Below are 12,255 nucleotides of genomic sequence, written 5' to 3'. Positions count from 1 at the left end.
CAGACTCTTTCCCATGACCGATCTCCATCGTCTCCGCGGCCGCATCAGCGCGCTGGTCCTCAGCGAGGCCTGGCGCCGCCGCGCCGCGCTCTGGGGCGGTGCCGTGGCCGTGGCGCTGGTGGCGATCCTGTTCGCCAAGGCCAGCGATGCGGCCTTCCATCTGTTCCAGCGCATCACCTCGCACTCGCCGTGGTGGGCCCTGCTGCTCACGCCGGGCATCTTCGCGCTGCTGGCCTGGCTGACCTCCGGCGTGCTGAAACCCACGCGGGGCAGCGGCATTCCGCAGGTCATCGCTGCGTTGGACAAGCCCGATGAGCCATTCCGGAAGACCAATCTTTCGCCTGCGGTCTCAGCCGGCAAGCTGCTGCTGACCTCGTTGTCGCTGCTCGGTGGCGCGTCCGTTGGCCGCGAGGGCCCGACCGTGCACGTGGGTGCCAGCCTGATGTACCTGTTCGGCCGCTGGTTCGGCTTCAAGGATCCCCGCGAGCTCTCGCACTTCCTGTTGGCCGGTGGCGCTGCCGGTATTGCGGCGGCGTTCAACACGCCGCTGGCCGGCATCGTCTTCGCCATCGAGGAGCTCAGCGGCCGTTTCGAACATCGCTTCTCCGGCACCTTGTTGACCGCGGTGATCGTCGGTGGTGTGGTATCGCTCGGTCTGTTGGGCAACTACACCTATTTCGGCCATGTGAGTGCGCGTCTGCCGCTGGGCCAGGGCTGGCTGGCAATCCTGCTGTGCGGCGTGGTGGCGGGCCTGCTGGGAGGCCTGTTCGCGCGTGCGGTGCTGGCCAGTGCGGCGGGCCGCCCGCGCTGGCTCGGGCAACTGCGGCAGCGGCATCCGGTGCTGTTGGCCGCAGGCTGTGGTCTGGTGGTGGTACTGCTCGCCCTGGTCTTCGGCGAAGGCGCGTTCGGCACCGGCTACGAGCAGGCGCGCAGCCTGGTGCAGGGCCAGGCGGTGGTCGGCCACGAGTTCGGGTTGATGAAGCTGCTGGCCAATCTGGCCTCGTATGTGGCGGGCATTCCCGGCGGCCTGTTCTCGCCCGCGCTGGCGGTCGGCGCGGGACTCGGCCACAACCTGGCAGTGCTGATGCCGGGCGTGGACCCGCGTGCCTTTGTGCTGCTGGGCATGTGTGCCTACCTGACCGGCGTTACCCAGGCCCCCCTGACGTCGGCGGTGATCTCGCTGGAGCTGACCGACAGTGGCGACCTGCTGTTGCCGATCCTGGCGACGGTGCTGATCGCCCGTGGTGTGTCCGGGCTGGTGTGCAGGGTACCGATCTATCGCGGGTTGGCGGAGCTGTTGATGGTGCCGAAAGCGGTTCGAGATGTAGCTGCTGCGGATCCTCCTGCGCGATTGTGAAGCGGCGAAAGGCATGTGATCGTCGGCCATGCAACGCAATGACGAATACCTCTGGGTCGCGCCGATAGACAGCGATCATTGCTTCAATCAACGCGATCAATCAGCCCTCCATCTTCACTCCAGCGGTGAAGCTGATTCCGAGTTGCACCGTCTACCCGATGCCACGTGCGACGCAGAAGATGCGTCCACGCCGGGGCTGCACCCGGACCTGCATCGAGAGCGCGACCATGATCAACTGCCGTATCCGCAGCCTGGCGGCTGCCGTCCTGGCCCTGGCCAGTTCCCCCGCGCTGGCGTTGGCGGGCACCCCATTGCTGCCCAGCGAGCGCAGCATCGGCACCCTCGAACCGGTGGCGCGTTTCGAAGGCGCCATGCCCACCAGCGTGGCGGTATCTGAAACCGGGCGCATCTTCGTCAACTTCCCGCGCTGGGGCGATGAGGTGGCCTACAGCGTGGCCGAATGGCGCGACGGCCGCGCCGTGCCCTATCCGGATGCGCGCATCAACCGCAAGGACGATCCCGACCCGGCAGCACACTTCATCAGCGTGCAGAGCGTGGTGGCCGATGGCCAGGGCCGGCTTTGGGTACTGGACACCGCCGCACCGAGCTTTTCAGCGCCGCAGGCCGGCGGCGCCAAGCTGGTGGCGATCGACCTTGCCACCGACAGCGTGGCCAGGACACTGGTGTTCCCGGCCGACGTCATCGATGCGCGCACCTACGTCAACGATGTGCGCTTCGACTTCCGGGTCGGCCGCGAGGGCGTGGCCTACGTGACCGATTCGTCGCTGAGCGGTATCGGCGGCATCATCGTGATCGACCTCGCCACTGGCGCCGCGTCCAAGCGCCTGGTCGGCCACGTGTCCACCTCGGCCGATCCCGCCTTCGTGCCGATCGTGGAAGGGCAGCAGATGCGACTGCGTAACACCGATGGTTCGTCGGCGTCCTTCACCGTGGCCGCCGATGGCATCGCCCTGTCGCCCGATGGCGGCACCCTGTTCTATACGCCCTTGTCCAGCCGCCATCTGTACAGCGTGCCCACCGCCTTGTTGCGCGACTCCACGGTGAATGAGGCGACGCTGGCGGCAGCCGTGGTCGACCTCGGCGACAAGGGAGCGTCCGACGGCATGGAAATGGATGCCAACGGCCGGCTGTATACCAGCGACTACGAGCACAATGCCATCCATGCCCGCGACGCGCAGGGGCGGTGGACGACGGTGGTGCACGACCCGCGCATCCTGTGGCCGGATACGCTGTCGATGGGGCCGGACGGCTATCTGTATTTCACCGCCAACCAGCTGCATCGACAGGCCGGCTTCAATGGCGGCGTGGATCGCCGGCAGAAGCCCTACATGGTGTATCGCACGCGTGTGGATGCCGCACCTGCGCCGACGCGGTGAAGTGCCCCGTAAACGGGTAAGGATGCCTACGGGTTGAAGGGGGTGCGCCTGATGGCCCCGGGGCCGCGGCGCGATCACGCTGTAGCGCATGCCGGCCCTGTCCACGCCCACTCGTCTTCTGCAGGCAGCGCTTCGCGTGCTGCTGCCACTGCGCTGCCTGGTCTGTGGCGAGCCGGGCCACGATGAACTTGACCTGTGCAGCGCCTGCCTGGCCCATCTGCCCTGGGCCGGTCGTGCCTGCCTGCGCTGTGCACTGCCGTTGCCGGACAACGCCCTGATCGTCTGCGGTACATGCCGCGACGAGGTACCGCCGCAGGCCGCCACGCATGCCAGCCTGCTGTACCTTCCCCCCGTCGATCAGCTGTTGGTGCGCTACAAGTTCCACCAGGATCTGGCGGCCGGGCGCTTGCTTGCCCAGCTGATGCAGCGCGCACCACCGCCCTGGTCGTGCGCGCCGCTGGTGCCGGTGCCGCTGCATGGGCGGCGCCTGCGCCAGCGCGGCTACAACCAGGCCGCCGAACTGTGCCGGTTGCTGCCGATGCCCGTCTGGCAGGGGCTGTACCGGCGGCGGCATACCGCACCGCAGTCCGAACGCACGGCCGAACAGCGCAGGGAGAATCTGTTCGATGCGTTTGCTGTTCGTGGTCCGGTGCCCTCGCGGCTGACCGTGGTCGATGACGTGATGACCACCGGCAGCACGGTGATGGAGGTCGCCGAGACGCTGCGCCTGGTCGGCGCTGGGGAGGTGCGCGTGTGGGTCTGTGCGCGGGCGCCGTGATCGCCCTCTTCATCCACAGGGTCTAGGATGAGGCCGGTTCCGGATCGGAGGAGTGGCCATGAATTCCCCCTTGTCTCCCTTGTTATCGGCGGTTGGGCGCAGCTGGTGGATCCTGCTGTTGTACGGGCTCGTCGCACTGGGTTTCGGCATCGTTGCCATCGGCTGGCCGCTGTCCGCAGCGATGGCACTGGCCTGGACGCTGGGCGTGATGGCCATCATCGAGGGCGTCATCAGTCTGTTCGCATTGATCAATGGCGGCAGCGGCGCGTCCCGCGGCTGGCTGGCGCTGTACGCCCTCGCCTCGCTGGGCTTCGGTATCCTGGCGGTGATCAATCCGCTGGCCACCGCCAGCGTGCTGGTGCTGTTCCTGGCGGCGTGGCTGCTGGTGGCCGGCATCTATCGCATCGTGTTCGCGATCCGCGTGCGCAAGCAGATCCAGGGCGAATGGTTGCTGATCCTCAGCGGCGTGCTGGCCGTGGTGCTGGGCCTGTTGTTTGCGGCCAACCCGTATGCCGGCGTGGCGGTCACCACGCTGTGGATCGGTATCGGCAGCCTGCTGTACGGCCTGCTGCAGGTGCTGGTGGCATTCAAGCTGCGGAAGCTGAAGTGAGAACGGCGCTTCCGCTGTTGCTGGGCGTGGCCTTGACCCTGGCCGGCTGCATGCCGGGCGCCACGCCCGCAGTGCAGACAGTCGAGCGCCATGCACCGCGCCCCGGTGTGGATGTGCGCCTGAGCGCGGTCGATGCGGATGGCAAGGGCACGCAAGCGCAGTGGCAGGGCGAGACCCTGGCGCTGCGCGAGCCGCCGATTGCCGGCAGCGCCGATATCGCCGATGTGCGCTACGTGCTGGACGAGGGCCAGCAGCCCGGCCTGCAGATCCGCTATCGACCCGAAGCGCACCAGCGCATCCACGATGGCACGGCAGCACTGGTGGGCCAGCGAGCAGCGATCAGTGTGGATGGCCGCGTGCTGATGGTGGCGACGGTGAAAGGCCCGTTCGGTGAATCGATGATGCTGAGCGGGCTGCCGAGCATTGCCGAGGCACAGGCGTTGGCGAAGCACATCACCGGTCAGTAACGGGCGCGCCAACACCACCGCGTTACGCGCGAGGTCGACCAAGGTCGACCGCTACCGGGCGAACCGTGCCTCGATTTCTTCCAGTGACTTGCCCTTGGTCTCCGGCAGCCAGAACGCGGCTACCAGGAAGAACACGAAGGTGCAGGCTGCCCAGAACACGAACATGCTGGCGTAGCCGTAGTGGCCCACCGTGGGCAGGAAGATGGCGGCGATGGTGGTGGATACAAACTGGTTGATCAGCAGTGCGATGCTCATGCCATTGGAACGGATGCGGTTCGGCATCAGTTCCGACAGTGCCAGCCACACGCATACGCCGGGGCCGACCGCGAAGAACGCGACGAATACCAGGATGCAGGCGGCCACCGCCCAGCCATGTGCAGGCGGCGGCACCGGGCCGATGCGGGCCTGTTCGATGCGCAATGGCGCCTGGCCGGCACTGGCCGGGTCGGCGAACGGGTTCAGATGCAGTTTGCGGAAGAACGCACCAATCACGCTGTCGGGCTGCACGGTGCCAGCGCGCTCGATGCGCAGCTCGCGATCGGCCAGGTTGTCGCTGCGCAGGGCGCGCACATTGGTGAAATCACCGTAGGCGTAGGACACGGTCAGCTGCATCGGCCGGCCCTGGCTGTCGGTGCCATTGCTCAGGCGCTGCCACTGCGCATCATCCAGCACCAGCTGCAGGCCGTCGCCGCTGACCGCCGCCTGCAGCTGCGGCTGCACATCGGCGCGACCGCGTTCGGCCTGGAAGAACAGCGTGGCCGCCGCCAGCAGGGCGACGCAGATACCGCCGCTGCCCAGCATCAGCAGGAATTTGCGGCCCTTGCGGTCGACCAGCAGCAACGCGACCACGGTCATCACCGCGTTGAGCAGCTTGATCGCCACGTCGGCGCCGTTGGCCACTGAACCGGACAGGCCGGCCTGGTTGAGGATGTTCACCGCGTAGGCCAGCACCGAATTGATGCCGGTGGCCTGGGTGCAGGCCAGCACCACGCAGGCGAGCAGGAACGGCACCACATAGCGGCGGCTGAGCAGCGGATCGCGCTTGCCTTCGCTGCTGCTCGATTCCGGCGCCTGGATCTGGGCCAGCGTGGGCTCGACATCTGCGGCGGGCAGGACGCGCTGGAGGCTGCGGCGGGCTTCATCGATGCGACCGCGGCGCACCAGCCAGCGTGGTGATTCGGACAGCCAGAAGATGCCGGCACAGAACAGCAGGCCCGGCGCCAGGCAGGTCCAGAAGATGGTGCGCCAGGCGTGGTCCTTCACCGTGAACAGTTCCTGCGCCTGCTGCGCGACCGGCAGCGAACGCACGGCTTCGGCGGCGGCATCCACGGCGTGGGCGTGGTACAGGCCGATCAGGGCTGCCAGCACCAGGCCAACGGTCAGCAGCAGCTGGAACATCGCCGCGCCGCGCCCGCGTCGCTCGGGGCTGAGCACTTCAGCCAGGTACAGCGGAATCACGACGCCGATCAAACCGCCACTGATGCCCTGCAGCAGGCGTCCCAGCAGCAGCGGCGTGTAGCCGGAGGCCAGTGCCATGATCGGAATCGAGGCGGTGAACAGCAGGCCGGCCAGCAGCATCGCACCGCGGCGGCCGATCAGGTCGGCAACCATGCCGGCGAACAGCGAGGACAGCACGCTGCCCAGCAGCACCGCCGCCACCACGAAGCCGAGCTGCTGGCTACTGAGCTGCCAGGCGTGGCTGGCAGTTGCTTCAAGATAGGGCAGGGCGCCGGCGATGATGCCGATGTCGATGCCGTACAGCAGGCCACCCAGGCCGCCGATGAAGAGCAGGTAGCGTACGGGCCAGCGCGGAGCGGTGGAAGCGGGTACGGCAGGTGCGGCGGCTGCGGTCATCGGCGTATTCCTGGAATAACGGGGATGGTGCGTGGCTGATGCAAGGCGCTTGCGCGCTTCATGTAGAGCCGAGCCATGCTCGGCTTGCCGCGCGAAGCGCGGCGCGGACGTCGTCGATGTCGGTGCGAAAAGCAGCCGAGCATGGCTCGGCTCTACAGACGTGCGTCGCCTAGTGCAGGTCGATCACGCGGCCACCGACCACGACCTGCTGCAGGCGCAGTTCGGCGTCCAGCACCACCAGGTCGGCGCGGGCGTCGGGCGCGATGCGGCCGCGATCGCCCAGGCCCAGGTAGTCGGCCGGGAAGGTGGAAACGCGTTGCGAGGCATCGGCCAGCTCCAGGCCCACCTGCACCAGGTTGCGCAGCGCCTGGTCCATGGTCAGTGCACTTCCTGCCAGTGAACCGGTCGCCAGGCGCACGCAGCCGCCGCACTTGTGCACGCGTTGCTCGCCCAGCGCGTATTCGCCATCGGGCATGCCGGTGGCGGCGGTGGCGTCGGTCACCGCGTACAGGCGCGGGATCGCGCGCGCGGCCAGGCGGATCACGCCGGGATGGATGTGCTGCAGGTCGGGAATGATCTCGGCGTACTGCGCATGTGCCAGTGCCGCCGTCGCAATGCCCGGGCGATAGTGATCGACGCCGGTCATGCCGTTGAACAGATGGGTGAAGCCGGAGGCGCCGGCCTGCAGCGCAGCAACACCTTCTTCGTAGGTACCGGCGCTGTGACCGAGCTGCACGCGGATGCCCATTGTCGAAAGCGCGGGAATCAGCGCGGTGTGCTCGCCGATCTCCGGCGCCAGCGTCATCACCCGGATCGGTGCCAGCGCGTGCAGCTGCTGCACCAGCGCCAGTGTTGCTTCGATGGTGCGGTTGGGCTGCGCACCCAGCCGCTGCGGGCTGATGAACGGCCCCTCCAGATGCACGCCGGCAATACAGGCGGCCTCGGCGTCGGGTGCCGCCATGGTCGCGGCCACGCCCTGCAGCGCGTGCTCGATCTCATCCAGGCCAGCGGTCATGGTGGTCGCCAGCAGCGTGGTGGTACCGAAGCGCAGGTGCGTACGGGCGATGGTGCGTGCCACGTCGCCGCCCTGCATCAGGTCCACGCCGGCGGCGCCATGCACATGCAGGTCGATGAAGCCGGGCAGGATCACCGGCAGCTGCAGATCGCCGGCGCCGCTGTGGTCGTCCACCTGCAGCTGGCGCACGTCCGAATCGAAGTGGACCTGGCCACGCCGCCAGCCCAGCGGGGTGAGGATGCGGCCATGCAGGGAGCGGGTGTCGGTCATGCGGCGGGCTCGGCGATGATCACTTCAATGCCCAGCCGCTGCAGTCCCTCGCGGGAGGCGTCGTCGATGCCGGCATCGGTGATGATGGTGTGGATCTGATCCAGCAGAGCGATGCGGTGCAGGCTGACGCGCCCGAACTTGGAGGCGTCGGTCAGCACCACGATGCGGCGTGCACGCTCGACCATGCGATGGTTGAGGCGGGCTTCGGCTTCGTCATGGGTGGTCAGGCCGAACTGCAGGTCCAGGCCGTCCACGCCCAGGAACAGCGTGTCGAAGCTGTAGGAGTTGAGGCTGGCTTCGGCCTGGCTGCCCTGCAGCGACAACGACTGCTGGCGCAGCAGGCCACCAGTCAGCAGCACGTTGATGCCCGGCGCGTTGGCCAGTTCCCAGGCGATGTTCAGCCCGTTGGTCATCACCGTCACGTCGCGCTGCGTGCGCAGGTGGCGGGCCAGGGTCATCGTGGTCGAGCCGGAGTCGATGATGATGTTGTCGCCGGGCCGCACCAGGCGCGCGGCACACGCACCGATCGATTCCTTCAGCGGCAGGTTCAGTGCGTCCTTTTCGTGGATGTCCTGTTCCTGCGGCGGCGTGCGCACCAGCGTGGCGCCACCGTGGGTACGGTTGGCCAGGCCCTGCGATTCGAAGTGGGTCAGGTCGGCACGGATGGTCACCGCCGACACGCCGAAGCGCTCGACCAGATCGGCCACCTGCACCGCGCCGTGCTCGATCAGCAGCTGCAGGATCTGTTGTCGGCGGGAGCGGGTGTTGCGCATGGCCATTCTCGGTGTCGCGGGGAAAGGTAGAGATTAGCCGTTCGCAGCAGCGGCAGCAGCCGAGCCTGCGTTCTGCGTGCGGGTTCCGGCCTGGTTGGCGCTGCACGCACGGGCGTACTCGCCCAGGCACAGGCCGATACGGTGCTGCACCAGTGCGGTGGGGGTGTTGGCGAGGGTGCCCTCGCGCACGGCACGGTACTGCTCCGGCAGGTACTGGCTGAGCAGCACCAGCGGCGGCGCGTGCCGTTCCAGGTTGGCGAACAGGGTCTGCACCGCCTGCACCAGCGCGGGCTCGCCCCAGTAGTAGCGGCAGCGGTCGCTGAAGGAATAGCTGCGCAGCAGGCGCAGCGCTGCCTCATCGCCCTGGTAGTAGGACTGCCAGTACTTCGGCTGCGCCACCATCACTTCATCCAGCACCTGCGGCAGGCGCGAGCACTGCGCCGCCGGCAATAGTTCGGCCTCGATCGCGGCCAGCGCGAACAGCGCTTCGCGGTAGGCGAAGGTCGCCGCCGGGCCGACCTTGAGGATGGCGAAGTGGTCGCGCACCAACGCGTGCAGGCCGCTTTCGCGCTGGTAATCGGTGGAATGCGCTTCGAACACGATGCGTGGCTGCTGTTCGAGGAAGTCAGCCAGCGCGCTGGCAGCGGCCGCGTCGTACTCGTGCACGCTGCTGTGGTCGAAGTCCACGCCCGGCTGCACGACCATCGCGATCACGCGCTGCCACGCGTCGCGCAGCAGCGGCGTGTCGAACGCCTGCTGGTGGATGGCCAGGGTCTGCGCGGCGGCGGCCGGCGTGGTCACCTGCAGGCCCTCGGCCAGCGAGGCTTCGCCACCGGGAATCGGCACCTCGGTACCGATCACGTAGACCGGCGGCGGCAGGCCATGATCCGCAGCGGTGCGCTCAGCGATTTCAGCCAGCTCGGCCGAACGCGCTGCGACGATGGCGTCCGGCAGCGGCACCGGGTCATCGGCGCAGGACATGCTGCAATCGAGGTGGATCTTGTGGAAACCGGCGGCGACGTAGGCTTCGATCAGCACGCGCGCGTGGGTCATCGCTTCGGCAGCCGGGCGCTTCTGCCAGGCATTCGGGCCGAGGTGGTCGCCACCCAGGATCAGCCGCTCGCGCGGGAAACCTTCCTCATCGGCCAGCGTGCTGACGTAATCGCGGTACTGCGGCGGAGTCATCCCGGTGTAGCCGCCGAACTGGTCGACCTGGTTGGAGGTGGCCTCGACCAGCAGCACGGTGCCGTGCGCCAGCGCCACGTGCATGGCCGCACGCAGCACCTGCTCGTTGCTGCAGCAGACGCTGTACAGGCCGACGTTGGCACCGGCGCGGTGGGAGGCAAGCAGGGTCTGCAACGGGGACATGGTCAGGCTCCGGTCAATCAGGAAAACGAGGGTTGGCAGGCGAGCAGGGCGGCACCACGGGCGCCACCGGCATCGCCGAAGCGCGGCGGCACGATCGGCGGAACCTGCACGCCGTTGAACAGATGCGCCGAGACGGCGGTTGGCAGCTGCTGGTACAGCGGTGCGTACTGCGACAGGCCGCCGCCCAGCACGATCACGTGCGGGTCCAGCGCCAGCACCAGCGCGGCCAGGCTGTGGCCAAGCAGATCGCGGTGGATGTCGAGCGCCTGGCGCGCACGCGCGTCGCCGGCCTCGGCCAGGGCGATCACCGCGCTGGCATCCACCGCACTTCCACCCAGATGGCGCTCGATCATCGCCAGCCCGCTGCCGGACACGTAGCGCTCCACGCAGCCCTGCAGGCCGCAGGCGCAGTCGATCAGTGGCAGGCCATGGCGCTGCAGCAGGTGGCCGGGCACGCTCCAGTGGCCCCATTCGCCGGCCAGGCCGTTGAAGCCGGACAGCAGGCGACCCTGCAGGCAGAAGCCGCCGCCGGCGCCGGTGCCGAGGATGGCGCCGAACATGCTGGGATAGCCGTCGGCGGCACCGCCGTGTGCTTCCGACAGGGCAAAGCACTGCAGATCGTTGCCGAAGTGCAGCGGGCGCTGCAGGCGTGCCTGCAGGTCGGCGGCCACGCTGTGGCCGGTCAATGCCGGCACATTCGCGCTCAGCTGGCGGCCGCTGCGGTGATCGCGCACGCCGGGCAGGGCGATGCCGATGGCCGCATCACTGCGACCCAGCGCGGCATCGGCCTCGGCGACCAGGGTCACCACCGCCTGCAGGAAACCGTCGTAGTCGCCCTGCGGCGTGCTGACCCGACGGCGCCAGGTGACCTGCATCGCCGCATCGCACGCCACCAGCTCGATCTTGGTGCCGCCGATGTCGATGCCGTAGCAGGCGTGGGCGATCAGCTCAGCCATGGTGGATGGTGACGCCCTTGACGACGCGGTTGACGGTGCCGTCCGGGAACGGGTTGTCCGGGGTCAGGCCGAGTGCGGCCGAGCGCTGCAATGCGAACAGCTGCGCGAAGCCCAGCCACACCGGCGCCAGCCAGGGGTCGTCGAATGCAGTGTGAAGCGGCGGCACCACAAGGGTGTACTCGTCATCGGCACCGATATCCGAGTGCGGGCCGATCGCCAGCACCTGGCCGGCCACGCCGTCGCGGCGCAGTTCTTCCAGCAGGTCCTGTTCGTAGCGGCGCGCCAGTGGCTGCACGCTGCGCAGCACCACCACCAGCGTATTGCCGTCCAGCGTCGACTTCGGGCCGTGGCGGAAGCCCAGCGGCGTGTTGGCCAGTGCCAGCACGCGGCCGGCGGTCAGCTCCAGCACCTTCAGTGCACACTCGCGGGCCAGCGCTTCCAGCGGCCCGCTGCCAAGATAGATCACGCGGTTGAACGGGCCCTGCGCAAGCGTTGCCACCGGTGCATCCCACTGCGCTTGGCCTTCACGGGCCAGCGCGGCGACCTGCTTCAGGCGTGCCACGCGGGCATCCCACGACGAGCGGTCGAACACAGTCAGCGCAGCCAGCAGCATGCAGGTCAGGCTGCTGGTCATCGCGAACGCGCGGTCGCAGCTGGCCGAGGGCATCAGCAGGGTGCAGGTATCTGCGCGGCCGGCGCCGCGGCGGGCGAGTTCGCCATCGGCGTTGCAGGTGATGTCGAGGAAGCGTGCGTCATCCACATCGGCGCGCACGCGGTCCACCGCAGCCACGCTTTCCGGGCTGGAACCACTGCGGCCAAACGACACCAGCAGGGTCGGGCGGTCGCGCTGCAGGTACAGCGCCGGGTGGGTCAGCAGGCTGGTGGTGTGCACCACGCGCACCTCGGCCGGCCACTGTGCATTGATCGCGTCGGCCACCATTTCAGCGATGAAGCCGGAGCTGCCGGCGCCGGTGAACAGCACGCGCTGGTTCGGGTCATTGAGGCTGTCGCCGAGGAAGGCCTGCAGGCGGTCGCGGGCACGCGACAGGTCCTGGGCGAGGGATTCCCACAGCGCAGGCTGCTGGGCGATTTCGGTAGCGGTATCGGCTCCGCCCAGGCGCTGCCAGGCGGACACATCGGAAAGCAGGGTGACGTCCATTCGGAGGTTCCAGTTGGGCCAGCGCACCATCTGCGTTTTCTTTCGAAATGTCAAATAGCGAAAGCAAAAAGAAAGAAAATGTGACTACGGCTTCGCTCTGACCAGAGCACGTCGGAAAACGCAAGAATCCGCCGGATGCCGTATCGCACAATGCTTAACAGGCGGCTGCAAGCGCTTACACAAAGTATTGCGACGCAACAACTTTCGTTTCAATGGAATATATCTTCCTTTTTCCTTTCAATTTGTTGACA

11 protein-coding genes are annotated in these 12,255 nt (G+C 67.9%); 5 read left to right on the top strand and 6 right to left on the bottom strand.

What is annotated here, in order from left to right:
* Positions 1-13: 13 nt before the first annotated feature.
* The 5 genes from V3B41_RS05145 to V3B41_RS05125 all read left to right on the top strand — a co-directional run bounded on the left by V3B41_RS05145 (position 14) and on the right by V3B41_RS05125 (position 4,609).
* Positions 14-1,357, top strand: a complete 1,344-nt coding sequence (locus tag V3B41_RS05145) for a chloride channel protein (protein WP_329860312.1) — start codon at positions 14-16, stop codon at positions 1,355-1,357.
* Between the two features lie 227 nt (positions 1,358-1,584).
* Positions 1,585-2,754: an L-dopachrome tautomerase-related protein gene (locus tag V3B41_RS05140; protein ID WP_197632375.1), complete on the top strand. Its 1,170-nt coding sequence runs from the start codon at positions 1,585-1,587 to the stop codon at positions 2,752-2,754.
* An 88-nt stretch (positions 2,755-2,842) separates the two neighbouring features.
* Entirely contained in the window at positions 2,843-3,532 is a 690-nt protein-coding gene (locus V3B41_RS05135; RefSeq protein WP_197619443.1) for a double zinc ribbon domain-containing protein, read from the top strand.
* A 58-nt stretch (positions 3,533-3,590) separates the two neighbouring features.
* Positions 3,591-4,142: an HdeD family acid-resistance protein gene (locus V3B41_RS05130; protein WP_049431885.1), complete on the top strand. Its 552-nt coding sequence runs from the start codon at positions 3,591-3,593 to the stop codon at positions 4,140-4,142.
* The gene (locus V3B41_RS05125; protein WP_049431889.1) at positions 4,139-4,609 is read left to right on the top strand and encodes a hypothetical protein; all 471 of its coding nucleotides are present in this window, start codon (positions 4,139-4,141) and stop codon (positions 4,607-4,609) included. Before V3B41_RS05130 ends, V3B41_RS05125 begins: the two co-directional genes overlap by 4 nt.
* Positions 4,610-4,660: 51 nt before the next feature.
* Here V3B41_RS05125 and V3B41_RS05120 read toward each other — a convergent pair whose 3' ends face one another.
* The 6 genes from V3B41_RS05120 to V3B41_RS05095 form a co-directional block, all read right to left on the bottom strand.
* On the bottom strand, positions 4,661-6,463 hold the full coding sequence (locus V3B41_RS05120; RefSeq protein ID WP_329860308.1) for an MFS transporter: 1,803 nt from the start codon (positions 6,461-6,463) through the stop codon (positions 4,661-4,663).
* 169 nt (positions 6,464-6,632) lie between these two features.
* Positions 6,633-7,748 carry an N-acetylglucosamine-6-phosphate deacetylase gene (gene nagA / locus V3B41_RS05115; protein ID WP_197619449.1) on the bottom strand — a complete coding sequence of 372 codons (1,116 nt, stop codon included), beginning with the start codon at positions 7,746-7,748 and terminating at the stop codon, positions 6,633-6,635.
* Complete coding sequence (locus V3B41_RS05110; protein ID WP_049432038.1) at positions 7,745-8,521, bottom strand: DeoR family transcriptional regulator; 777 nt, start codon at positions 8,519-8,521, stop codon at positions 7,745-7,747. Before V3B41_RS05110 ends, nagA begins: the two co-directional genes overlap by 4 nt.
* A gap of 33 nt (positions 8,522-8,554) precedes the next feature.
* Positions 8,555-9,889, bottom strand: a complete 1,335-nt coding sequence (locus tag V3B41_RS05105; protein WP_049431898.1) for a D-tagatose-bisphosphate aldolase, class II, non-catalytic subunit — start codon at positions 9,887-9,889, stop codon at positions 8,555-8,557.
* Positions 9,890-9,906: 17 nt separating this feature from the next.
* Positions 9,907-10,845 (bottom strand): ROK family protein, encoded by a 939-nt coding sequence (locus V3B41_RS05100; protein ID WP_049431901.1) that lies wholly within the window; start codon positions 10,843-10,845, stop codon positions 9,907-9,909.
* The gene (locus V3B41_RS05095; RefSeq protein ID WP_049431904.1) at positions 10,838-12,004 is read right to left on the bottom strand and encodes an SIS domain-containing protein; all 1,167 of its coding nucleotides are present in this window, start codon (positions 12,002-12,004) and stop codon (positions 10,838-10,840) included. Before V3B41_RS05095 ends, V3B41_RS05100 begins: the two co-directional genes overlap by 8 nt.
* Between the last annotated feature and the right edge of the window lie 251 nt (positions 12,005-12,255).

It is taken from the genome of Stenotrophomonas sp. SMYL89 (genome assembly GCF_036319985.1).
GTDB classification, from domain to species: domain Bacteria; phylum Pseudomonadota; class Gammaproteobacteria; order Xanthomonadales; family Xanthomonadaceae; genus Stenotrophomonas; species Stenotrophomonas maltophilia_Q.
Note: the sequence above shows the minus strand (reverse complement) of the source record. Positions and strands in the feature narration are given on the sequence as shown.